This is a genomic window from Streptomyces sp. NPDC032721 (assembly GCF_055579625.1).
The window spans coordinates 1-22,698 of the sequence record NZ_JBVIMX010000034.1 but is presented as its reverse complement, the minus strand read 5'-3'; the positions used below and the strand labels follow the sequence as shown (position 1 = coordinate 22,698).

Below are 22,698 nucleotides of genomic sequence, written 5' to 3'. Positions count from 1 at the left end.
TCAGGCTGCCGACGTGCTGCCTTCACGCTCGATCTGGTTGAGCCGTTGCGCGCGGATCCGGTCTGCCGCCTCGACGTACACACGCAGGTCGCAGACCGTGGGGGCGGTTCCTTCGGCGACCACCGTGCGGGCGTCGGCCTTGTCATCCTCGTCCGGCAGGTGGCCACGCTGGCGGGGCGCCAGCCAGACGAGGGAGAAGTCAAGGCTTCTGCGGGCGTCGTGGGCGGAGGGAAGCAGCGCGCTGGCGGGTGTCCAGGCGGTGTTGGCACTGTTGCGCTCCATGATCCTGAACATCGCGGGCAGCAACAGCACATCGGGGTGGGTCTCCAGCGCCTGCCCGGAGTCGTGCAGCACAGCATCCGGGTACCGGGATCCCGAATACGCCATGTCGCGCATCGACAACCGCTCGGCCGCCAGAGCCGGGGTGAGAGGGGCGTCCGGATCCAGGACCAGCCCCTCGTCGGGGCACGGCTCCCTGACACCTCGGGACCAGTCGGGAACCACCGGCTCCCGGTCCGTGGGGCGCGGCAGTTCCACGTCGCCCCGCACGTCCAGGACGGTGTACTCCTCGGCGCGCACGATGCGGTAGCGGGTATCCAGCACAGAGAGTTCGTCAACAACGGGGTCTGTCTCCAGGAGGGCGACCGCATCGAGCAGCGCACCCCGCTCCGCCCTGTCCTGCGCCTCGTCCTTGGCCCGGTACCACAGCAGCGAGTTCAGCCGGTCGCGGGCCTGCTGGGGGCAGCCGTCGGTCACCTCTGCCACCACCCGCCAGCACCGGTCACCCGACGCCTGCTGGGCGGCCACCCCGAACACCGGGCCACGCACACCGAGAGCCCCCTTCCGCCGGATGGCATCAAGGGCATCCGCCTCCACCGCTGCCTCTGCCGGCTCGGTCGGCACTCTGAGCGTCACCGGCCATCCGACCGGCTCCACGTTTCCCTGGCTCATACGGACATCCTCCCGCCGACCAGGCCAGCCCGAGAGGCTTTCGCCAAGGTCCGCTAGGCCGTGTATCGGAAGTGAACCGTTTGCATAGGGTGTCGGCATGTCACTGGGTCACATAGTCCTCTCGTCGGGTCGGTCGATCCGGCTCACCGAGCTTCGGATGTCTTCGACCTATGGGGGGATGCTGGAGGGCTACCCGTGCAAGCGCATCAACGACCGGATGGTCAGCTGGCTTCAGCGGCAGGCCGAGCACGCATTTCCCTCCAGGCCGGTCCATCTTGTTCCGCCCTCGCGCGCGTACCCGGACGAGGCCGCCGGCGCTTTCGGTCCCGTTGAGGTGCTGCCTTCAGTGGCCTGCATCGGTGTCTTCGACTCCACGGCGCTTGACCCGACAATGGACGGTTCCTCCCTCGTCGTCGCCTGGTTCCAGCCAGCACCGGAGGTATCAGCGGGCGAGGATGCTGATCACGCGCTTCACGGCATTCACTGGGAGGAGCTGGCCCAGGACTACGAGCTGTAGCAGCGTGCTGGTCACAGCCACTCGTTACACGTGTGTAGGGTCTCACCGCCCGTGCCATAGCTCGATGTTGTGACCTGCGGCTTCTCTGGCTGTCTCATGGCTTGGCCGAGGGGTTCTGTCTCACCGTCGTGTCTTTTCCTCTGCGGAAGCCTCCCGCCCTCAGCAGCCACTCGTTTCCCGACGTGACTCAGCATCACCGTCAGGGCAGCAGGATGACCTTGCCGAGGTTGGCACGGGCTTCGATGATCTCGTGCGCTCGTGCCGCGTCAGCCAGCGGAATTTGGGCATGGACGACCGGCTGCAACTGTCCGGACAGGGGCAGCTTCCACAGCTCCTCGCCAGGCTGGTCATAGAGCTCGCGGTGAGTGTTGGCGAACCGCGCCAGGGTGAACCCGGTGATGGTTTTCGACCCTGCCAGGAGGTCGAAGGCGGGAACGGTGCCGCCGCCCGAGTTGAAGAAGACGAGTCGCCCGCCGGGTGCAAGGGCGGAGACGGCGCGTGGGAGTAGATCTCCGCCGACTCCGTCCAGGACGACGTCGACCGGCTCCCCCCAGTGTGCGCTGTCGTAGGTCACGATCTCGTCGGCGCCCAGTCCGCGGAGGAACTCCGCCTGGGTGTGCGAACTCACGACCGCGATGACCCGTTCGATGCCCTGAATCTTGGCCAGTTGGACCGCGCGACGCCCCACTCCGCTCGCGGCGCTCGTGATCAGGACCGATTCGCTCACGAGGGGGCGGGCCGTGGCCAGGGCGGCGAAGGCGACGTGTCCACTGCGCACCGGCGCGACGGCCTGGATGGCGCTCGCTCCGTCCGCGGCCGCGGCGAGCGTGTCGATCAGCCGGGAGACCGTCGGATCGGACGCCACCGGCCCAACACGGCCAGCTCGCTCCGCAGCATCCCGACATCGGCCAGGCAGTCCCCACCCAGCGCGACCGCGAGAGCCACATCCAGCAGAGCCTTCCCCGGATCGTGCAGCGCCCGCGGACGTCGCCACGGCGCCAGCGCTGCCGATACCGCCTGGTCCGGCCCGGCCTTACGGACGGTTTCGACCAGCAGCACGTCCCCGGCCTGGGACACCACCACCTGGCCGCAGCCCTCGATGCGCACACGCGGATAGGGCCCGATACGCTTCTTCACCTGGAAAGTTCCTCCGGCAGGGGCGGGAACAAGGGCCTACAATCCTCATTCTCGCTGGTCAGAGGAACTTTCTGCTTACGCGATCACCAGTCGGACGGGCCCCACACGCAAGGGCGAGGCTAGTACCAGAACGCCTTGACGACGGCGCGGTGTGCAGTGGCTGCGCGACCGTAGAAGTCCCGGAGGCCGGTGTGGTGGGCGAGGTAGTTCTCCTTGGCCGCGCCTCCCGGGTCCTCCCACTGTGCGTATGGCGCGGTGAGTTTGGCCCCCTCCACCTGCCAGAGAGCGTCGAAGGAGGCCCCGGCGAGCAGGTCCGCGACCGTTGCGACCTGATCCGGGTCGAGGATGACGAATGGCGGCTGCTGGTCCATGTGGGCGGGGACGATCCGACCCCCGTAGATCGGCAGATCCCATGAGGAAGTCCCGCCGACGAGCGTGGGCCCTGCCAAGTAGAGGTCGTTGAGGGGGCCGAAGTCCTTGGCTATGGATTCCGCGATGCCTGCCGCGAACTCGGTCTCGTGGTTGTCCCAGGCCGCGCCCATGAACTCCTCCAGTGACACGTAGTCGTCTCGGATCTCATCTTCTGCCACCGCTCGAAGGTGGAGGTGAAAGCTCATGTCTCGGTCTCCTCGTGACTGCCTGCCTCGATCTTGCATGACGGTCTGTCCGTTGCTACGACGGGCCGAGTCGCTGTTGCGGACTGGCCGCTCGAGGCGGGTGGCCCGGCTGTCGCGTCGAGTGGGCACCGGGTTCCACGCCTCCGATGGGGTGATGCCGCTCGGAGGGACGGGAAGCTGCTGGTCAGCCGGGGTCCGTCAGGGCATGGGGCAGTCATCTTCACCTGAGGAGTGCAGCATGCCTGACGACGAACAGGGCCTAGACAAGTACCATCGCCCCAGGTCAGAGGCCTTTGAGTCTCCGTCGAGGGGAACTCTCACAAGCTCGCTGCCGCAGGGGAACGTCCGGTGCGGGGACCTTCGTTGCCGCAGTTGAGCTTAAGGGGCGGCGCGTACAGGAACCTGCCTCGTTGCCGCCCGGTGCCGTCAGCGAACTCGGCCACCACTGCATGCCGGCGGTGGGCGGTCGCCGGATGAGGGTGCGCAGGACGGGAGTGCTGGCGCCCGCGCTGGTCATTCCGGCGATGACCGCGGCCGCCACCGGGGCGCCGGTGAGGAGGGTGAGGCCTCCGATGACGAGGCCGATCACCAGGGCGGCGAGCAGGACCACGGTGGTGTGCAGCGACAGGAACGGCTCCTGGGCAGGCGCTGATCCGTTCGAGTCAGACAGGGTGGGCGGGGTCGACGGCTGAGAGTTCTGTGGGGTCTTCATGCTTCGACTTTGGAGCCGTTCAGGTCTGTGACCTGCATGGCTCAAACGGATTCGTCGAAGTCTGATCAGCCGGGCAACACCGCCGTACAGCCGGGGTGTTCGGCCGAACGTCTGGCTGCGGATCTGCCTGTGCGGGGCTGTTCCGGCAAGTTCGGTGCTGTTCGGCCCGCAGGGCTCTACCGTGCTGGACATGCAGCACGAGCGGGGGGCGGCGGGCATGACAGACCAGGGCAATCCCGAAGGGGGCGTGGGGAGTTTTGACGACGGTCTGTGGGACCAGGCGGAGCGCCTGAAGCGGTTGCGGCTGGAGCGCGGCAATCCGTCCTTGCGAGCGATCGAGGAGCGCACACGGAAACTGTTCGCTCAGGAGAAGGCGTCGTTGCCGATCGCCACGCAGAGCGCTGCCTTCGGCGGCAGGTACGTGGGCCTGGACAAGCTGATGTGGCTCGTCCGCACCCTGATGTCCTGGGACGAATACGGCGAGGAATGTCCGCCGCCTCACCGCAGATCACCGGACCTCGATGAGTGGCGCGCACGGTGGATGGCTGTCACCGCACTGCGTCCCACGCGTCGCCGGCCCCCCGTCGCCACTGTGCCGGCTGCGTCAGCGGATCAGCAGCAGAGGGCACCGGAGCAGACCGCTCAGGGTTCCGCAGCAGAGGAACCAGCCGACCGACCATCCGAGCATGCCGCAGCCCCTCCGAGAGTTTCCGCGCCTGGCCCGTACACCTTGGAAGGCCGGTCTCTCGTCCACGCCAGCGAGGTTCGGTCGGTGGCGTTCTCCCCGGACGGGTCCCTGCTTGCCACCGCCGGCTTCGACCAGATGGTGCTGCTGTGGAACCCGGCCACCCAGCGGCCGGTCGGCAAACCCCTCACCGGACACACCGGCACGATCACGGCGGTGGTGTTCTCTCCCGACGGGTTCCTGCTGGTCACCGCCAGCACCGATAAGACTGTCCGGTTCTGGACGAAGGATCCTGCCGACCCACCTGTATAGCCCTGGGTGTCCAGCCTTGTGTGGGGGCCGGAAGGTCGGCGGGCGTTGTTGAGGACCGCGATGCGGCGGGCAGCTTCGTCATACAGCGACAAGAAAAGGGGTTCATACCGACACCCCCCGGTTGTCACCTGTGCAGTCAGGGCCGGTCGGCGGGGTCCGAGGGGGGCCGGAGGGCCGGCGGGTGGTGCCGAGGGCGGCGAGGAGCTGCTCGCAGCCGTGGGTGAGAACGCTCAGCCGGTCGGTCACGGCGCTCAGGCCGTGGGTAGGGGCGGCGTCCAGGGCGCGGTGTACGGCGGCGTGGGAGTCGAGGTGCGGTCGGAGGGCACATACCGGGAGGCCAGCGCACGGCTCACAATCCCTTCGACTCCGAGCGGCGCGAGCTCGGTGAACCACTGGAGAGCGACCTCGCGGTCGGTGGTCGCCATCACCGGCCGCACCACGGGGGGCCGTGTCGGCCAGGAGAACGGTGAGGAGACCCCAGCGCTCCCGGAGCGGCAGCTGGCGGACGTCTTGGCCGGGCACCGCCAGGACATCGAAGGCGACGTACCCGACCTCGACACCGCCCTTCGCACGAGCCGCAGGAGTACGCAGCAGCCCGGTGAAATCGAACCGGCCGCCACTCCAGGCACAGATCTCGCCGTCCAGGACAACCCCGTCCTCCAGGACCGAGCCCAGCGAGGCGGCGAGAGCCGGAAAGTCAGGGGCGAGGTCACGTCCGCTGCGCGACTGCAGGACCGTACGGCCCGCACCGGAGAACACGAGCGCCCGGAACCCGTCGTTCTCCAGACTACGCGGTGTCTCATGAGACACCGCTGACGATGATCATGCTTGCTCTGGTGGTCCCACCACACGACAGCAGCGGACGGACTTCTGGCCTGCGAGCACGCGAAGCGGCAACGTCCGAGCTGTCAGTCAACCTCGCGTAGTCGGCAACTGCTCCACACGCTCCCACAGCTCACCGGGCCGATCACAGTCAACCAAGCCATGACGAAACACCTAAACTCCCCCTGAGGCGAGCGGGAGATTGAAGACCTTGACGGATGAGCAGGAGCTGGCCGAGAACCAGCGGCGGCACTGGCAGAACACCTACACCACCCACCCCGGGATGTACGGCGAGAAGCCCTCCGCGGCGGCAGTCCATGCCGCCGGGGCCTTCCGTGCTGGCGGGGCGCGGGACGTTCTCGAACTGGGTGCTGGCCATGGCCGGGACGCGCTGTACTTCGCGGCCGAAGGCTTCACCGTGCAGGCTGCCGACTTCTCCGCGACCGGTCTGGAGCAGCTGCGCCGGGCTGCGCTCGCTCGAAGGGTTGAGGGCCGGGTGTCCGCGGTCGTGCACGATGTCCGCGAGCCGCTGCCTCTGGCGGACGCATCGGTCGATGCGGTGTTCGCGCACATGCTGTTGTGCATGGCGCTGTCCACGGAAGAGATCCACGCGGTGGTGGGTGAGGTCGGTCGCGTGCTGCGGCCTGGCGGCGCTTTCGTTTACACCGTCCGGCACACCGGTGACGCCCACTACGGCACGGGTGTCGCTCATGGGGACGGAATTTTCGAGCACGGGGGTTTTGCCGTGCGCTTCTTCGACCGTGCCCTCGTCGATGCTCTCGCCGAGGGCTGGGATCTGCAGGAGGTCGACGCGTTCGAGGAAGGCGAGTTGCCCCGCCGCTTGTGGCGGGTCACCCAATCGCTCCCTCGGTAGACAGGGCCCTGAGAGGTGCAGCCCGGTTCAGTGGACGCCGGGCGGCGGAGTCCGCTGAATTGGCATGATCGGGCGACCTCCTGCGATGACTGTCCGCAGCACGTTCTCCATCACCTGTGGGTGGGGCCGGTTGAGACGGCTGTACTGGTCGCGGGGGACTACTTCGAGGTGTGCTGAGCGGCTTCGATGATGCCCTGCACGGCGCGGTCGATTCGCGCGGCAGCAAGGTGCGGGTCGGGTTGTCCGGCGTTCAGCCAGCCGATGACGGCTTCGGTGGTGAATGCGGGGATCACTTGTGCTGCCCAGTTCAGCCAGGGCCCTTCCGGGATGCGTCGGGCGAGATTGCGCTGTGCGATCTCGGCTGAGGCGGTGGTGAGGGTGTCGATGAGGTCGCGGAACTCCGGTTCCCGGGCTGCGTGGTGGAACAGCAGCCGGAAGCCGTCGGGGTCGGCCGAGGCGGCTCGCAGGAGGGAGGGGATCGAGTCGTCGTCGAAGTTGTCGCTGCCCACCGCGACGGCGAGGCGTGTGCATGCGCGGTCCAGGGTGGCGCGGTAGAGGTCCGCTTTGGACGCGAAGTGCCGGTAGAGCATGACGCGGGTGAGGTCGGCCTCGCCGGCGACGTCGTCGAGGCTCGTGGCAGTGAATCCGGCCCGTGCGAATGCCCGGGTCGCTGCGTCGAGGATCTGCTCCCGCCGCTCGTCCCTGCGCATGCGCCTGACCGGACCGGACCCCTCGGGAGCCGTTTGCTCTGTCACCATCCGCCACCCTCCATCTTGTGTACGCCTGAGCATACAAGTAGCTTTGTATAAAGCCGTGTATACAAATGGCTCTCTGTGGGAGGCGTCATGACCGTCCAACTGCCCTTCGACCAGACCGGCCCGCTTCAGGTGCCACCGACGCTCCGCACCTTGCAGGCTCAGGGCCCCGTCCACCGGATTCGCACCCGGGTCGGTGACGACGCCTGGCTGGTGACCGGGTACGACGAGGTACGGGGCCTGCTCGCTGACAACAGGCTCGGCCGGTCCCACTCCGATCCGGGCAACGCGGCGCGCTCCGGGGAATCAGCCCTGTTCGGAGGCCCGCTGGGCAACTACGACACGGAGAAGGCCGACCATGCCCGGATGCGGTCGCTGCTTCAGCCGCACTTCACCCCGGGCCGCATGCGGGCCCTGCGCGGGCGGGTGGAGGCACTGACCGCCCGCCTCCTGGACGACCTGGCGGAACAGGGGCCTCCGGCCGACCTCAACGCCGCGCTCGCTCTCCCCCTGCCGATCCTGGTGATCTGCGAACTCCTTGGCGTGCCCTACGAAGAGCGCACGCAGTTCCGCGCGTGGACGCAGGCCGCCGCCGACGTACTCGACAGGGACCGCTCGGAGCAGGGGCTCGGAGACCTCTTCGCCTACGGACAGGCACTGGTTGCCCGCAAACGGCACGAGCCCGGCGACGATGTGATCTCCCGGCTCTGCGCCACCGACGGAGTCGGGGACGACGAGATCGCCATGCTGTCGATGGCGCTGCTGTTCGCGGGACACGAGACCACGGTTGTTCAGATCGGCATGGGAGCGCTGCTCCTGCTGACCAGCGAGGAGCAGTGGCGGTTGTTGCTGGGCGACCCCGGTCTGGTCCCCGGAGCGGTCGAGGAGATCATGCGCGTCCCGGGCAAGGGCGCGGGAGGTATCCCGCGCTACGCCCATACCGACATCGAGATCGGCGGCGTCACGATCCGGGCCGGGGATCTGGTCATGCTGGACAACGGTGCCGCCAACCACGACCAGGCCGTCTTCGCCGACCCCGACCGTTTCGATGTCACCCGGCGCGCCACCGCGCACCTGACCTTCGGGCACGGCGTGCGCTACTGCATCGGCGCACCCCTGGCCCGCATGGAACTCCAAGTGGCGTTCGGCCAGCTGGTTTCCCGTTTTCCCACGATGCGGCTTGCCGTGCCGGTCGAGGAACTGCGGGTCCGCAGTGATGTGCTGACCGGCGGCCTCGTCGAGCTGCCGGTCACCTGGTGACTCGACACCAGCGGCTCACCGCCTTGCTGCCGCGGATGCGAAAGCCCGCACACTCTGGGCCAGGGCGAGGTGTGGGCACCGCTCCCTGCTCACTTGTCCGGACTGGTGGCTGGGGATTTGCTGGGGTGTTCGGTGATCCAGCGGGCCGCGAGCAGGCCGGATGCGGCGGTGAGGACGGCGGCGGCGACGACGGTGGCGTTCAGCCCGAGCCAGTCCGCGAGCACACCGGCCACGAGAGCGCCGGCGGCGTAGCCGATGTCGCGCCAGAACCGGTACGTCCCCAGGGCATTGGCTCGCCAGGCGGGGTGGGCGTGGTCGGAGATGGACGCGATGAGAGCCGGATAGACCATGGCCGTGCCGAAACCGAGGAAGACCGCGGAGAGGATGCCCGCGAGCAGGGGCCGGTCGAGGAGCACGAGAGCGAGGACGAAGCCGGCGGACTGGACGAGCATGCCGTAGACGATCAGCGGCTTGCGGCCGATGCGGTCGGCGAGGTGGCCGGTGGGGATCTGCCCGAGTCCCCACAGGATCGGGTACAGCCCCTTGATGAGGCCGACGGCGGCGAGCCCCAGGCCGTGGTCGGTGAAGAGCAGGGGGAAGACGCCCCAGGTCAGTCCGTCGTTGAGGTTGTTGATCAGCCCGGCCTGGCTGGCGCCGCGCAAGGACCGGTTGCGCCACGAGGTACGGGTGAAGGTGGCCTTGAGGCCGGTGTCCTCGCCGGTGGGCAGCGGCTTGGTGTGGTGGGCCAGTTCGAGGGCGACGTGGGCGGCGGTGTCGCGGACGACCAGGGCCAGGGCGAGGCCCGCGACGACGAAGATGACGCCGATGAGTTCGGGGACCGGGCGCAGGCCGTAGCTGGTGGCGAGGTAGCCGGTGAGCAGGGCGGTGACGCCGACCGCGGTGTAGCCGGCGGCCTCGTTCAGTCCGGTGGCGAGCCCGCGGCGGGAGGGGCCGACGAGGTCGATCTTCATGTTGACGGTCATCGACCAGGTCAGGCCCTGGTTCAGGCCCAGCAGTACGTTCGCGGCGACGATCCAGCCCCAGGACGGCGCATAGGCCAGGGCGAAGGGGACGGGGATGCCGAGCAGCCAGCCCGCCACCAGGAGCTGCTTGCGGCGGAAGCGGGCGGTCAGCGCGCCGGCGGCGAGGTTGGTGAAGGCTTTGGTGAGGCCGAAGGCGATGATGAAGGAGAAGACAGCCAGGTCACTGGTCAGGCCGAAGGTCTCGGAGCCGATCAGCGGGACAGTGGTGCGTTCGAGGCCGACCAGGCCGCCGACGCAGACGTTGACGATGACCAGCAGCGTGAACTGAAGGCGGTTCTCGCGCAGGCCGAGCCGTACGGGCCGGCCGTGGGCGTCGGTCGTCGGGGCGGGGTGCGTGGTGCTCACGAGGTGGTGTCCCCGGTTCCCTGGATGAGCTGCTGGCCGTGGGCCTGGGCGTAGTCGATGGCTCCGCCGTCGAGGACGGCGATGTCGGTGTGGCCGGCGCGTTCGAGAACGCTGGCGGCGGTCATGCCGCGCTCGCCGTGGGCGCAGGCCACGACCGCGCCCTCGGGGGCGTCGGCGGCGGCTGCGGCGAGGGCGCCGAGTTGGATGTTCAGGGCGCCGGGGACGTGTCCGGCGGTGAACTCCGCGTCCTGGCGGACATCGACGTAGGGGCGGCCCTTGGCGTGGTCGGGGGTGAGGAAGGCGGTGGTGGTCTGCGGGTTGCCGTCGGCTAGCCAGGCGGTCATGCCGCCCGCGAGCCGTCCGGCCAGGCGCTCGTAGCCGATCTTGTACGACTGCCACACGATGTCGGCGAGGTCCTGGTTGTCGCCGGTGACGAAGACGACTGGGTCGGTGTCCGGCAGGAGCCAGCCGAGCCAGGTCGCGAACTGGCCGCGCAGCGGGATGGACAGAGAGCCGGGTATGTGGCCGGCGGCGTAGTCGGCCGCCGGGCGGACGTCGACGACCTGGGCGCCGTCGGCGAGCAGCGCCTTGACCTGTCCGGCGTCGAGCGCGGGCAGCAGCGGGGCGGCACTCAGGGCGGCGGGGCCGCGCCGGTTGGCTTCGCCGAGGCGGTCGAAGTAGTCGGGGTAGCTGCCCAGGCCGGCCACCAGCTGCTTGACGAAGGCGTCCTCGTCCGCGGCGGCGAGCAGGGGGTTGGTCTGCTTCTGGCCGCCGATGGTGGAGGTGCGCTCGTTTCCGCGTACGGCGGAGCAGAAGGAGCCGGCGCCGTGGGTGGGCCAGACCGCGGTGGCGTCGGGCAGGGCGATCAGGCGCTGGAGCGAGCGGTACTGGGCGCGCGCGAGTTCCTCGGTACGGTCCGGGCCGAGGAGATCGGTACGGGCGGCGGAGTTCACGATCATCGAGCCTCCGGTGAACACCCCGAGCTCCCGGCCGCCGTCGTGGAGGAGGAAGGAGAGGTGCTCGTCGGTGTGGCCGGGGGTGGCCAGGGCCCGCAGGGTCAGGCCGCCGAGATCGAGCTCGTCGCCGTCACCGAGGCCCCGGTGTCCAAAGGCCCGGCGCCCGGCGGCGGAGGCGAGGATTTCCGCTCCGTCGTCGTGGGCGAGCTGAACGGCGCCGGAGAGGAAGTCGGCGTGCAGATGGGTGTCGGCGGCGAACGCGACGGTGAGACCGCGCCGGTCGGCCGCTGCCTTCAGAGCCCGCAGATCGCGGCTGGCGTCCACCGCGAGCGCGCGGCCGTCGCCGAGATCGACGAGATAGGCACTGTTGCCCAGCCCCTGGTCGACCAGAGGTATGAGGTGGTCGTCGGCGAAGCCCATCCTGTGTCCTTCCAACGGAACAACCGAGCGGGCAGCCATCGCTGCCAGCCATCAGTTACAATAATCCATAGATTATTGGAGGAAGCAATGCGGGATGCCACCACAAGCGGCGCCAAGGCCGCCCTCTACGACGCCTTCGCGGCCAGCGGCAAGGCGCTGGCCAGCGGGAAGCGCCTGGAGCTGCTGGACCTGCTCGCCCAGGGCGAGCGCACCGTCGACGCCCTCGCCAAGGCGGCCGGCCTCAACCTGACCACCGCCTCCGCGCACCTACAGACCCTCAAGCAGGCCGGATTCGTGGCGACCCGCCGCGAGGGGGTGCGCATCCACTACCGGCTCGCCGGCGACGACGTCGCCCAGTTGTTCGCGCTGCTGCGCAAGGTCGCCGAAGCGCACCAGGCCGCCGTGCCCGCCGCCCGCGACGCCTATCTCGGCGAGGACACCACCGGCGAGATGAGCCATGAGGAACTGCGCGCCCGTGCCGCGGCCGGTGACGTCGTGATCCTGGACGTGCGGCCGGTGGAGGAGTACCAGGCCGGACACATCCCCGGCGCCCTCTCCATCCCAGTCCAGGAACTGGCCGACCGGATCAACGAACTGCCCGAGGACACCGAGATCGTCGTCTACTGCCGCGGTGAGTACTGCGTCTTGGCCTACGACGCGGTACGGCTGCTGACCGACCGCGGCCGCCGCGCGATCCGTCTCAACGACGGCATGCTGGAGTGGCGTCTGTCGGAGCTGCCCGTCGACGCCTCGGACCTGACGTGACCGCCCCGGGCGGCGACCTGCCGCCGCATCCGGGACTGGCCGGCGGGCCGGTCTACCTGGACTACAACGCCACCACCCCCGTTGACCCACGCGTCGCCGCGGCGATGTGGCCGTACCTGGCGGACTTCTTCGGCAATCCCTCCAGCAGCCACCCTTACGCCGACGCCCCCCGCCGGGCGCTGGCGGAGGCCCGCGCTCAGGTTGCCGGTCTGATCGGCGCCGGGCCCGGCGAGATCGTGTTCACCGGCTCCGGTTCCGAAGCCGACCTGCTCGCCCTGCGCGGTGCGGTCCTCGCCTCGGGCCGACCCCACCCGCATGTGATCACCCAGGCCACCGAGCATCCCGCCGTCCTGGAGACCTTCCGTGCCCTTGAGCGGCTGCACGGTGCCCGGGTGACCGTGCTGCCCGTCGATGGGGAGGGGCTCGTCGCCCCGGCCGCGCTGGCCGCCGCGCTCACCGAGGACACGGTGCTGGTGTCGGTGATGGCGGCGAACAACGAGACCGGCGCCCTCCAGCTGATCAGGGACCTCGCTGCCCTCGCCCACGAGCGCGGGGCGCTGTTCCACTGCGACGCAGCCCAGGCGGTGGGAAAGGTTCCCCTCAGTGTCGGCGATCTGGGTGTGGACCTGCTGACGGTTGTGGGGCACAAGATGTACGCGCCGAAGGGCGCTGCCGCCCTGTACGTGCGCGACGGGGTACGGCTGGAGCCGGTCGTTTACGGCGGCGGGCAGGAGCGCGGCCTGCGCGCGGGCACGGAGAACGTCGCTCTGGCTGTCGCGCTCGGCACTGCCGCGCAACTCGCCGTCGGCGAGCTCGCCGACGGCGCCCCGGCCCGCATCGCAGCCCTGCGCGGCGGCCTCCACCAGCGGCTGACGGCCGCTCTGCCTGGCCGTGTGCACCTCAACGGCCCGGAGAAGAACCGCCTGCGAACACCCTGAACGTCAGCATTGACGGTGTCCTCGGGCATCAACTGCTCGCCGCCGTCGGCCATATCGCAGCCTCGACCGGCTCGGCCTGCCACAGCGGCACCCATACCCCTTCCCCCGTGCTCACCGCCATGGGCCTGCCCCGGGACCGCGCGCTCGGCGCGCTGCGGTTGTCCCTGGGCCGCTGGACCACGGCCGGGGACATCGAGACGGCGACAGCGGCCCTCACCCAGGCGGCTGCCGCGCAGTGACCGGGCCGACCGGCCCGAAGCCAGAGGAACCGACGAACAGCAGGAGAGGCATGACCGAGAACAGCGCGCACGGACTGTCCACCCGCAGTGTCCACGCAGGCGAACGCCGCGACGCCGAAGGGGCCATCCACACCCCGCTCTACAACCACTCGACGTTCGCGTTCGACACCACCGCCGACCTCCTCGACGTCGTCGAAGGCCGCAAGTCCGGGAACCTCTACACCCGCTACGGCCTCAACCCGACCATCCGCTCCACCGAGGCCAAGCTCGCCGACCTCGAAGGCGCCGAGCAGGCCCTGGCGTTCTCCTCCGGCATGGCCGCCGAAGCCGCCACGTTCCTCGCGCACTGCCGCACCGGCGACCACATCGTGTGTATCGGCGAGGTCTACGGCGGCACCTTCGAACTCCTCGGCGACAACCTGCCGCAAGTCGGCATCACCACCACGTTCCTGCGCGCCGACGAGGTCGACCGGCTGCCCGAGGTGCTGACCGACCGGACCCGGATCGTATTCTTCGAGACCCCGGCCAACCCCACCCTCACCGTCTTCGACATCGCCGCCATAGCCGCCCAGGCCCGCACCGTCGGGGCCCTGACGGTGGTGGACAACACCTTCGCCACCCCCGTCAACCAGAACCCCCTCCAGCACGGCGCGGACCTGGTCGTGCACTCCGCCACCAAGTACCTCGGCGGGCACTCCGACCTGACCGCCGGAGCCCTGACCGGCCCCGCCGAACACCTCGCCCCCGTGATGGGCTGGCGCAAGAACCTCGGCCAGGTCATCGCCCCCGAGACCGCCGGTTCCATGGCCCCTCCAGGTCGCGGAAGACGACCCGCAGGAAGGTGACGGCCCGGTTCGGGGCCCGGGGTAGCACCCCGTTCAGATCCCAGACGTCGTCGTGGGCGAACAGCGGGATGCGGGCGCCGTCCAGGAGGGGGTGGGACTGGATGACGGGTTCGGTGCCGGCGAACACGGAGGACGCGGGGGCCGCGGATGTCTGTGGGGTCATGCGTCGAACTCCACCTGTGAGGCCAGCGGGAGCTGCAAGGACTGGGTGCCGTCGGTGATCTGGGTGCGGGCCAGGGCGAGTTCGGTGTCGGTGCGCTGGTCCAGGGCGGCGGTGACATGGGTCTGGCTCTGCCCCCACAGGGCATGGAAGTGCGGCGGGGAGAGCCGCAGCTTCAGCCGCTCCAGGTGGTCGGCGAAGAGCAGCAGCTGTGGCAGGTTCGAGGGCAGCACGAAGGCGTTGCGGCACTCCAGGCAACGGGTCGGGGCCACCGGGCACAACTGTCCCGGTTTCCCGTACGGGGAATCCATCGGGTTGCGGCAGCTGGAGAGTCCCATGTCGAGCTGACCGTCGCGCAGCTGGTCCACTTCCTTGCCGCTCAGCCCCAGCGCCGTGGCGAACCTCGGCTCGCTCAGAGCTTCCTGGGCTTGGTGGTCCAGGACCACTGGTCCGGCGAGGGCCTGGTCGAACCAGTGCTGCTGGGCTGCGGTGATGACGTTCCCGGCGATCACCCGGAGGGTGGTGCCGTGCGCGTAGTGGCGATGGAAGGTCTGCTCGGTGTGGTCGTCCGCGATGCTGCTGACGCGGCCCTTGAATGCGAGCGCCTTCTCCACTTTCCCCGACTTGCGCAGTCGGCGGATGTCCACTGGGCCTTCCACCTGGAGGCCCTGCACGCGCACCCAGTCGGCGAAGGTGCCGCCGCGCAGCCGGTCCATCGGGGCCGCTGTCACCTGGTGGTAGTGGCCCGCCCCGCGTAGGAACAACGGCACCGGGCTGATCTGCTGCCGTGCGGCGAGTGGACGGCTCAGCTCCAGCAGCCGGCGCAGGATCTGCCCGGCGTCCAGCTTCGGTACGCCCGGGTGCAGCACCCCCTCGTCGGGGGCGCCGAAGCTCTGGCGGGTGCGGGAGTGGGCCCGCCATTTGGTGAAGTCGATCGTCACGGCGTGCGGGCCGAAGTCGAGGTCGTCCTCGGTCAGCAGGGTGACTTCCTCCGGGGCCCGTCCGGTGGCCGCCATCAGCAGCACGCGAAACGGCTGCAGGTCGACATTGCGCAGGTACAGCTGGCTGACGAGAGCGCGCAGCAGGGCACGCTTCGCCTCCTTGGTGGGGGTGCCCGGCGGCAGGAGGGCCAGCAGTTCCGCAGGCAGCTCCGACCCGCGGGGCAGATGGGTGCTGATCTCCGCCAGAGTCCGTACCTGGTGGGTGATCGCCCACAGCAGGTTCGCCGGGTTCCGCCAGCCGTTCTCGGCAGGATCGCCGCCGCCCGCGGCAAGCTCGCGTCCGGCTTCGATGCGGCGCACGACCGCCCAGTAGTCCGTCCAGGCAGCTTTGAGGAGCGCCGTCTTGTCGCGGCGGCTGAACTCGTCCAGCTCCGTGTTCTGCCCCCGACGCACCCCCACTGCCCCCTGGGCCCACCCGTTCAGATGCCCCACCACCACCCTGTCGGGGTGGGAGGAGCGGCGTTCCACCAGCGTCCGCAGATGGCCCGCGAGCCATCCGGGACTGCGCGACCCGGGGGCGAATCCCGACGGCAGGGTACGTACCCACTCCATGGCGACCGCGTGCAGATCCGGGTCCGCCCGGCCCAGCGACGCCGCGCGCGGGTTCTCCAGGGTGTGGTCGACGAACGCGCAGAACGCACGGATGGACCGCCGGTAAGTCCGATTGGTGCCGGCCCGAAACTCCCTCGCGGTCGCCAGCTCCACCCACTCGTCCGCCAGCTCACCGGCCAGCCCCGCACACCCGAAATCCCCCGGGTCCACCGTCGTAGAGGACCGGACGTCGTTGCCTTCCTTGCCTGCCACGACCCGCACCCCGATCCGCGACGGCGTATCCGCCGAGGCGGAAGACGTGGCAGGGACGGGAAACACGGTCCGATGCTCACCTCTGCGCGGCACGCTCCCCGCCTCCCTCTTCGAGACCCAGCAGGGCGCGGGCGATGTCCACATACGAGGCGCCGCCGACCGCCGTCCAGTGCCGGAAGGCGGCATCCACCTCCTGCATCGGGTCCTTCAAGTAGCGGATGTAGCGGTAGGTAGTGGACGGCAGCGCGTGACCGAGCCTGCGCTGCACCACCAGCAGCGGGTTGCCGACCATGTGGTCCAGAAGCGTCGTCATCGGCAGCTGCTGGGCCTCGATGTCCGCGAGCGCCTGACGGGTGAGGAAGATCAGCAGCCTCAGCGCGAACGTGTGCCGCAGATCGTGATAGACCCAGCAGCGGCGCGGCAGCTGCGGGGCGTCGGCATCCGCCGACCATGCCTGCAGCCGGTCCCATGCCCGCCAACGCACCCGGTCCCACCCAGAGAAGCTCAGCATCCGCCCGCCCCGGCCGACGAACAACGCCAGCGGGTCCAGACCGCCGCCGGTCTCCCGCACCGCGATGGCCCGCAGCTCCGGCTTCATGTCCTTCACCACCCGCACCACCGTGCGCCCCTCCAACACTCCACGGACTCGGGTGCCGTCGGCCTCCATGCGATCGATCACGAAGAGCTCCCGAGACCGGCGGCGCAGCGTCCGCTGGGAGGCCGCCACGATCTCCGGGCGCTCGATCAGCAGGTACGGGGCGCAGAGGTCCATGGCCCCGCCGGGAACGTAGGCGAGGCGGGGCCGCCCGTACTTCGCGCAGGCCGCCAGTTCGACGTCCGCGTACAGCGGCCGCCCGCCGTCCAGCAGCCCCAGTTCGCACAACAGCAGCGTCGACCACTCCTGGATACGCATCCCCGTCAGCAGCGCGAGTTCGCACGCGGCACGGTTGCGGTGCGGGCTCCACCCGCCGAACGTCTCGTCCAGGCCGGCGTCCGGCGCTAGCCCGCCGAAGCCCACGTCCCGCAGGTACACGTACTGGTCCAACTCCATGTGCCGCACGCGCAGATCACGCGACATCCCACTGCCCAGCGAAGCCCCGCGGCCCGCCAGCCGCCACGGCCGTGCCTCCAGGTACCCGACGCCGACCAGGTACCGGAAGAGGTTTCCCAGCGCGGCCGCGTCTCGGTCCCAGGCCGCCTCACCCACCACCTGCCGCCCTTCCACCCGCCGCCACAGCCGGAACTCCAGCAGGTCCGGCTCAGCGGCAGAGCGCAGGTCGAGTCCTCTCGCGATCAGGAAGTTCAGCAGCATCAACGCGGTGTAGGCGTACGAGCGCATCGTCTTCGCATGCGTACGGTCCAGGGCCATCGAGCGAAACCACGACGTCAACGGCTCAACGGGGCGCATGACCTCATCCAGCAGAATCGGCGTGCCCTGAGGAAGACGACGCCGTTCCAGCAGGGTGGTCAGCTCGTCGTGTTCCAGGCCCGCGACCTGGCCGACCTTCCACACCTTGCGCGTATCCGAAAAGAACAGCAGCACTGGGCGGCCTCCGAAGCCAGCAAGGCCAACCAGCCGTGCTGTCCCTCTCACCGGACCAGCCCCACTAGCAGCCAGCAAGGAGAACAGCCGAAGCTCCACGTCACAGAGGAAACTCAGCTACAGGGATGCTGCTACACCTGCCGTGTGAGACACCCTTGAAGTGTCTGGAGAACCATCGAGCTTGATCGAAAACTGCGCCCCTCCGGGCAGCGCGCCCTGCGCAGGAATCTCCGGGGCCACGCTCGGACGCATCACCTCCAGAGGCGGGCGCAGGGGCTGGGGTTCGGTGTCCACGCCCCCAGCTTCGGCGGAGGCCTACCGGCGACAGCCGAGGCACACCGACCTCCGGCACGGTTACCCCCTACGCGTACAGCCCGGACCGAACCCCCATGCTCATTACGGATCGAACCCCCGCCAGCGCCAGGGGCGCGGTGGACTGCCCGGTCGCTCTCAATGCATACGGACCGAACGGCGCCCGAAGGCTGTAAACAATTGTTTACACGGGTCTATGGATTGGCCCACTGGGGCGGGCGGAGTCAGGCCGGCTGGAGTTTTAACGTGCTGACCGATCTTTCGGCCCCACCAGGGTGACGCAACACTTACAACGCCTGGGCAGTGTTCCGGAACCTAAAGCAGGAGGGGCCCGGCGCAGGCTGCGAAGAAGCTGTCGAGGCCAGGTCCCGCAGGTAGGAGTTCTGCTCGGTGTCGGGCTGGTAGGAGAAGATCAGAGCAAGGGCGTCGGTCAGCGCCTCGTCCACGAGCGTGTCGAACTGTGTGACGTGGCACAGCCCTTCGCCCGGACCGGAACGCCGGCTCTCCCGAGCACCGCGCTGGGTGTGCAGGGCGACCATGCGGCCGCGCTTCGTGAAGCGCCATTCACCCTGCCGGTCGGACAGGCTGAGCACAGCAAGGTCTTCGGTCCGCAAAGCCGTCCTCGCCGTCTTCAGCATCAGGACGAAGTCCAGCACGCAGACGTCTGATTCGGAGAAGACGGCATCGCCCATGGTGCAGTTGATGTCCACCTTGAAGTAGTGCCGGAGGAAGTGGTCCTGGGTGAGCGCGAGCACCGTCGGCTTGTGGAAGGGGCGCAGGACCCCCCCAGGCCGGCGACCAGGATTCGTCCTCATCGGAGGGCCTGAGAGTGAGGCAGGGCTCTGTTGGCGCGGTCATCCCGCCAGCATGCCGGACACCGCAGAACACCCAGCAGGCGCCGTCGCTTCCGTCGGCAACCCGGGCGAACGGCAACCGCCATACGCTGGTTCGTAACGAACGAGCGACACCAGTTCCAGTTAGCTTGAGTCGTACTGATCGTTTCAGAATGCGGTGTGGAGACCCGGGTGTTTGCCTTCAGTCCTTCAGACGCTGAAGGATCTGCCTGTATTCGCCGTTCTCGATGAGACCGGCGAGGACTTGGGCCATGTTGCTGACCCCGGCATCGCGGACGATGAGACCGTCCGAGCACCAGTAGTAGCGGCCCTCCAGGGCCTCTCCGCTCTCGGCCCACCGCTTCATCAGGACCTCGACCCGGGCAACCGTGCATATGGTCGCGCTCCACCTCGAACCGTCGGGCAGCCTCACTTCGACGTCGATGTCGTCCACCGACTCCAGGTCCTCACCGGCATCCGGCAGGAACGCGGCCTCGAACTGCTCCGTGCGGATGCGGTACCAGGGGCTGTCCCAGCAGCCCGGCTGTGTGCTGTCGCTCATCGGGCGAGTATGCAGGGCGGAACCCTCTACCTCCACTGCGTTGTTCTGGCACGCTTCCGGACGGTGAAGGCCGGCTGGCCGCTCCCGCCGGGTATCCGAGGGCGCCTGCTGCCCTTGATGCGGATGTCGGGCTTCGCCAGTGAGTGGACGATGCGGAAGGACTCGCGGGTGCGGCCACGACGCTTGAAGCGGGGAAACCCATCGTACGGCGGCGTCCAGTGAGGGAGTTGAAATTCGGCGCTGGCCCGTCGGACTGCCGGTGAACCGCCCGCCCGCCGTTGGTACGCCCGCCAGGGGCAAGATGACCAGCGATGGCCGCGGCGACCTGTGCGGCCGCGACCGCATCCAGGCGCACCGTGGTCGTCAGCCGGCTGCCGTCGGTGAGCTCCGCCACCACCGCGTGCGGCCGGCGCGGCGGGCGGCACAAGCCCGGCACGTGTCGAAGGGGACTTTGGCGGGAGAATGACGCTTCCCGGTTCGCGCCACGCGCGGGTCCTGCCACCAGCACCGTTATCTCCCTGCCCCCCAGCAGCAGGACACCGTGTCGGAGCAGCTCATGGACCGCTGCGCGCGCTGGTCCGTGTTCCGGAGGAGTGCGGGGCATGGAGAAGCGTGATTCCGGCCGTCGTGATCGTGTGGGAGACGGCTGCCCGATGGCGGAGGGTGTTGATCAGCCCTGCGTTGCGGAGGGCGGTGCCGTGTTCGCTGGCGCTGGACTTGGAAATGCCGACGAGCAAGGCCAGTTGCTGGGTAGAGCGTCCCGGGTGGTCCCTGATTGCGGTGAGGACCGCCGCGCGGGTGGGTCCCATCAGAGACTCCAGGGCACTGCGACAGCCGGCCGCCGTACACGAAGAGCCAGCCGAGCCGGTGTCGGCGGAGGAGGGGTGACCCATCGGGTAGAACAGTTGCGGCTGGGGCTGTGCGTCGGGCGAGAGCGCGGGCCGGGCACTGGAAGCGTAGGGAGCGAGGAGCAGGCCGCGCCCCTCCAGGTGCAGGTCCTGGTCGCCCCCCGATGCGCAATCGACCTCCAGTACGGGAGCTTTCCACCGGATGTACCGCGGGGCCAGCGTGCTCAGCAGCGCGTCGAGTCCCCCGCTCGCGAAGTGGCGGCCGCGCAGGGCCGCGTCGGCGACCGACCAGTCGGCGATGTCCGTCCAGTGCGGGGTCAGCAGCCGATCGTGGACGTGCTCCAGGCTGTCGCAGAGCTGCTGGAAGAGGTCCGGGTTGTCCCACAGCCCACGCACCCATGAGGGCAGGCGGCGGTCGATTCGGCTGTCGAGCAGCGACTGACGCAGGTCTGTACGGGAGGTGGCCCGCACCCTGTCCAGTACTTCTGCTGGCTCCCCCGGCGCCGGCTGGCTCAGGAAACGGGGTGTCCAGCCGTGCGAGGGGACGAGGTCGAAGATCATCTGTGCTTCGGCACGCAGGCCGGCGCGTTCCCGTGCGGGCGTAGCGCCTGTGAGCGCTGCCTGCCGAGCGTCGCTTCTGAACCGTCTTATCACTCCGCTGAGTTCGATCATCGCGAGCGGGTCCGCTATCGCCCTGGTACGCGCCAGGTCCTGCAACGTGAAGTGGATCCTGAACATCGCAAGTCCCCCGTCGTTGATCTATGAGGACACCTTCACGTACCGCACGGGTTCGGTGTAGCCCGAATCCCGTCGTCCTGGGCGGCAGTCAGCGGTCACAGTGTCCGTGCCGCCCGGCGCAGGCAGGACCCCAGCACAGCAGGACTCCATCGGCGAAGAATAAGGAGAAAGCTCATGAAGCAGATCCGAGGAATCGCAAGATCCATGACCGTGGTCGCCGCAGCAGCGTTGATCGCCATCACTTCAGCGACATCCGCATCGGCCGCGACCATCTCCCACGGGGACGACAAGGGCGAGGCATGGGCGTACGGGGCACGCGCCTACGACGGCGAGAGCGACGGCAACGGGGTGTACACCGAGGTATACACCGAGGCCGGCGGCCACTCCTACATCTGGGACGGCAACGGCAACGACGGCACCTGGGGCCCGTGGACCGACTTCTCCAGCCGGATCAAGACATTCCGCGTCTGCGAGGACCACAAGGGCTGTTCCGGCTGGGTCGACTGGCCGTAACCGGCCCACCGGCACCAGGGCCTGATCTAGGGCCTGGTGCGAAAGTGGATCTTGGCCGTGGGTGATCACGCGTTGTGGAACGTGGTGATCTGACGAACGGCCAGTGGGCCCGGCTGGAATCGCTACTGCCTCAGGGAATCAAGCCGGACCGTCCGCCGGTGTGGACGCGGCGCTAGCCGATAGACCGCATACGGTGGCGGACTCGGACCAAGGCGTACGACTCCCGCAACAACCGCTCCTACTGCCGTCTCACCAGGTGCAATTCGGCGGCAATTACGGTTTCTGCCGACCTCAAGCGTAATTTCAGCGAAAGTGCATCGGCAAAGAGATCAAACAGTCTGATCAGGTATCGGCCACTGGCATCACATGCGCGAACTGAAGGAGTATGAACATGACTGCAACGCTCGGTAAGTTAACCACGGTCATCACGACGGCGGCAGCGATCGTGGCGCTGGGCAGCGGCCCGGCGAGTGCAGCGGATGTCGCCTACAACACTCGCAACGTGTATCTGGATGGCATCCCCGCGGCAACCGACGCTCCTGCGTGCACCACCAGGACCATATACCTGGCAACGGGCACGTACACCTGGACGCAGATCTTCGGCTCCGTGCACGCACCGACCCGCGACATCTACTTGGCGGCCGGCACGTATACCTGGAGGGACTGCATCCAGGCCTACAACGGCTACTACCAGCAGAAGTCATCGCTTAACAAGCCCGGTTCGGCAACCGCCTACCTGAACGACGACTTCCATCACCGCTGGAGCGCTGGCTCGTACAGCTTCGGTTCGCTGCTTGACCCGCATTTCTGATCCCTGCTGGCTCCTGCCGAACTGTGCGGGAAGGTAAGCCATTTACCCGCACAGTTCCGGAGCTCGGAGTGATCAGGCAAGCCGCCCCTGGAGCATCCAAGCCCATGGTCGGCCGGTTCGCCGTATACACCACCCGACAGCTGCTTCTGGAAGTCATCGGCTCCCGGCTCCACGCCGAACTCCTCAAAGCCGTTGCCCCCGAGTTCGCCTCCCTGCTAAAAGTTGTTGCACAAGCTTCCTTAGCGGGCATCTCCCGTGTATGCGTGGGGTGTTGCGGGCTGAGGCGTTGTGGGTGGAGACCTTCACCGGGCTGCGGATGGACCGGTTCGTGAAGCTGGTGAAGGTGGTGCGCGAACGCGGCGGCAACGGTCCCGGCGGCG

General features: G+C 68.7%; 23 protein-coding genes and 3 pseudogenes. 11 read left to right on the top strand and 15 right to left on the bottom strand.

Going from position 1 to position 22,698, the window contains the following annotated elements; translation table 11 throughout:
• Complete coding sequence (locus tag ACZ5PB_RS40830) at positions 1–951, bottom strand: DUF5954 family protein (RefSeq protein ID WP_468698545.1); 951 nt, start codon at positions 949–951, stop codon at positions 1–3.
• 97 nt (positions 952–1,048) lie between these two features.
• Between ACZ5PB_RS40830 and ACZ5PB_RS40825 the strand changes: the two genes are divergently transcribed.
• Positions 1,049–1,468: a hypothetical protein gene (locus ACZ5PB_RS40825; protein WP_468698543.1), complete on the top strand. Its 420-nt coding sequence runs from the start codon at positions 1,049–1,051 to the stop codon at positions 1,466–1,468.
• A 199-nt stretch (positions 1,469–1,667) separates the two neighbouring features.
• Here the strand turns inward: ACZ5PB_RS40825 and ACZ5PB_RS40820 are convergent, their stop codons facing one another.
• The 4 genes and pseudogenes from ACZ5PB_RS40820 to ACZ5PB_RS40805 form a co-directional block, all read right to left on the bottom strand.
• Positions 1,668–2,156, bottom strand: a complete 489-nt coding sequence (locus ACZ5PB_RS40820; RefSeq protein ID WP_468698582.1) for a quinone oxidoreductase family protein — start codon at positions 2,154–2,156, stop codon at positions 1,668–1,670.
• A gap of 81 nt (positions 2,157–2,237) precedes the next feature.
• Positions 2,238–2,605, bottom strand: a pseudogene (locus tag ACZ5PB_RS40815) (transposase); the annotation flags it as partial.
• Positions 2,606–2,724: 119 nt separating this feature from the next.
• Positions 2,725–3,222, bottom strand: coding sequence for a DUF1877 family protein (locus ACZ5PB_RS40810; RefSeq protein ID WP_468698542.1), 498 nt, complete (start codon positions 3,220–3,222; stop codon positions 2,725–2,727).
• 283 nt (positions 3,223–3,505) lie between these two features.
• Positions 3,506–3,934: a hypothetical protein gene (locus ACZ5PB_RS40805; protein ID WP_468698540.1), complete on the bottom strand. Its 429-nt coding sequence runs from the start codon at positions 3,932–3,934 to the stop codon at positions 3,506–3,508.
• 190 nt (positions 3,935–4,124) lie between these two features.
• On the opposite strand from ACZ5PB_RS40805, the gene ACZ5PB_RS40800 reads away from it, so the two are divergent.
• Positions 4,125–4,931, top strand: coding sequence for a WD40 repeat domain-containing protein (locus tag ACZ5PB_RS40800; RefSeq protein WP_468698538.1), 807 nt, complete (start codon positions 4,125–4,127; stop codon positions 4,929–4,931).
• Positions 4,932–5,182: 251 nt separating this feature from the next.
• Here ACZ5PB_RS40800 and ACZ5PB_RS40795 read toward each other — a convergent pair whose 3' ends face one another.
• Complete coding sequence (locus ACZ5PB_RS40795; RefSeq protein WP_468698587.1) at positions 5,183–5,356, bottom strand: hypothetical protein; 174 nt, start codon at positions 5,354–5,356, stop codon at positions 5,183–5,185.
• A 43-nt stretch (positions 5,357–5,399) separates the two neighbouring features.
• A pseudogene (locus tag ACZ5PB_RS40790) lies at positions 5,400–5,741 on the bottom strand (ATP-dependent DNA ligase); the annotation flags it as partial.
• Between the two features lie 223 nt (positions 5,742–5,964).
• On the opposite strand from ACZ5PB_RS40790, the gene ACZ5PB_RS40785 reads away from it, so the two are divergent.
• The gene (locus tag ACZ5PB_RS40785) at positions 5,965–6,627 is read left to right on the top strand and encodes a class I SAM-dependent methyltransferase (protein WP_468698537.1); all 663 of its coding nucleotides are present in this window, start codon (positions 5,965–5,967) and stop codon (positions 6,625–6,627) included.
• A 158-nt stretch (positions 6,628–6,785) separates the two neighbouring features.
• Here the strand turns inward: ACZ5PB_RS40785 and ACZ5PB_RS40780 are convergent, their stop codons facing one another.
• On the bottom strand, positions 6,786–7,337 hold the full coding sequence (locus ACZ5PB_RS40780; protein WP_468698535.1) for a TetR/AcrR family transcriptional regulator: 552 nt from the start codon (positions 7,335–7,337) through the stop codon (positions 6,786–6,788).
• A 135-nt stretch (positions 7,338–7,472) separates the two neighbouring features.
• On the opposite strand from ACZ5PB_RS40780, the gene ACZ5PB_RS40775 reads away from it, so the two are divergent.
• Entirely contained in the window at positions 7,473–8,642 is a 1,170-nt protein-coding gene (locus ACZ5PB_RS40775; protein WP_468698534.1) for a cytochrome P450, read from the top strand.
• 89 nt (positions 8,643–8,731) lie between these two features.
• Here the strand turns inward: ACZ5PB_RS40775 and ACZ5PB_RS40770 are convergent, their stop codons facing one another.
• On the bottom strand, positions 8,732–10,030 hold the full coding sequence (locus ACZ5PB_RS40770) for an MFS transporter (RefSeq protein ID WP_468698532.1): 1,299 nt from the start codon (positions 10,028–10,030) through the stop codon (positions 8,732–8,734).
• The gene (locus ACZ5PB_RS40765) at positions 10,027–11,406 is read right to left on the bottom strand and encodes an MBL fold metallo-hydrolase (RefSeq protein WP_468698530.1); all 1,380 of its coding nucleotides are present in this window, start codon (positions 11,404–11,406) and stop codon (positions 10,027–10,029) included. Before ACZ5PB_RS40765 ends, ACZ5PB_RS40770 begins: the two co-directional genes overlap by 4 nt.
• Positions 11,407–11,493: 87 nt before the next feature.
• Between ACZ5PB_RS40765 and ACZ5PB_RS40760 the strand changes: the two genes are divergently transcribed.
• The 4 genes from ACZ5PB_RS40760 to ACZ5PB_RS40745 all read left to right on the top strand — a co-directional run bounded on the left by ACZ5PB_RS40760 (position 11,494) and on the right by ACZ5PB_RS40745 (position 14,193).
• On the top strand, positions 11,494–12,171 hold the full coding sequence (locus ACZ5PB_RS40760) for an ArsR/SmtB family transcription factor (RefSeq protein ID WP_468698529.1): 678 nt from the start codon (positions 11,494–11,496) through the stop codon (positions 12,169–12,171).
• On the top strand, positions 12,168–13,109 hold the full coding sequence (locus ACZ5PB_RS40755) for a cysteine desulfurase family protein (protein ID WP_468698528.1): 942 nt from the start codon (positions 12,168–12,170) through the stop codon (positions 13,107–13,109). The genes ACZ5PB_RS40760 and ACZ5PB_RS40755 overlap by 4 nt, the downstream gene beginning before the upstream one ends.
• 107 nt (positions 13,110–13,216) lie before the next feature.
• Positions 13,217–13,348, top strand: coding sequence for a hypothetical protein (locus tag ACZ5PB_RS40750; protein WP_468698526.1), 132 nt, complete (start codon positions 13,217–13,219; stop codon positions 13,346–13,348).
• Between the two features lie 50 nt (positions 13,349–13,398).
• Complete coding sequence (locus tag ACZ5PB_RS40745) at positions 13,399–14,193, top strand: trans-sulfuration enzyme family protein (RefSeq protein ID WP_468698524.1); 795 nt, start codon at positions 13,399–13,401, stop codon at positions 14,191–14,193.
• 159 nt (positions 14,194–14,352) lie between these two features.
• Here the strand turns inward: ACZ5PB_RS40745 and ACZ5PB_RS40740 are convergent, their stop codons facing one another.
• From ACZ5PB_RS40740 to ACZ5PB_RS40720, 5 genes are all read right to left on the bottom strand, one after another.
• The gene (locus tag ACZ5PB_RS40740) at positions 14,353–16,158 is read right to left on the bottom strand and encodes a hypothetical protein (RefSeq protein ID WP_468698523.1); all 1,806 of its coding nucleotides are present in this window, start codon (positions 16,156–16,158) and stop codon (positions 14,353–14,355) included.
• Between the two features lie 76 nt (positions 16,159–16,234).
• Complete coding sequence (locus tag ACZ5PB_RS40735) at positions 16,235–17,701, bottom strand: hypothetical protein (RefSeq protein ID WP_468698522.1); 1,467 nt, start codon at positions 17,699–17,701, stop codon at positions 16,235–16,237.
• A 599-nt stretch (positions 17,702–18,300) separates the two neighbouring features.
• Entirely contained in the window at positions 18,301–18,768 is a 468-nt protein-coding gene (locus tag ACZ5PB_RS40730; RefSeq protein WP_468698521.1) for a hypothetical protein, read from the bottom strand.
• A gap of 280 nt (positions 18,769–19,048) precedes the next feature.
• Entirely contained in the window at positions 19,049–19,408 is a 360-nt protein-coding gene (locus ACZ5PB_RS40725) for a hypothetical protein (protein WP_468698520.1), read from the bottom strand.
• A gap of 554 nt (positions 19,409–19,962) precedes the next feature.
• Positions 19,963–20,817: a winged helix-turn-helix domain-containing protein gene (locus ACZ5PB_RS40720; protein WP_468698519.1), complete on the bottom strand. Its 855-nt coding sequence runs from the start codon at positions 20,815–20,817 to the stop codon at positions 19,963–19,965.
• Positions 20,818–21,168: 351 nt separating this feature from the next.
• On the opposite strand from ACZ5PB_RS40720, the gene ACZ5PB_RS40715 reads away from it, so the two are divergent.
• The 3 genes and pseudogenes from ACZ5PB_RS40715 to ACZ5PB_RS40705 form a co-directional block, all read left to right on the top strand.
• Complete coding sequence (locus ACZ5PB_RS40715; protein WP_468698518.1) at positions 21,169–21,507, top strand: hypothetical protein; 339 nt, start codon at positions 21,169–21,171, stop codon at positions 21,505–21,507.
• 391 nt (positions 21,508–21,898) lie between these two features.
• Positions 21,899–22,318, top strand: coding sequence for a hypothetical protein (locus tag ACZ5PB_RS40710; RefSeq protein ID WP_468698517.1), 420 nt, complete (start codon positions 21,899–21,901; stop codon positions 22,316–22,318).
• A 259-nt stretch (positions 22,319–22,577) separates the two neighbouring features.
• Positions 22,578–22,698 (top strand): annotated as a pseudogene (locus ACZ5PB_RS40705) (IS5/IS1182 family transposase); the annotation flags it as partial.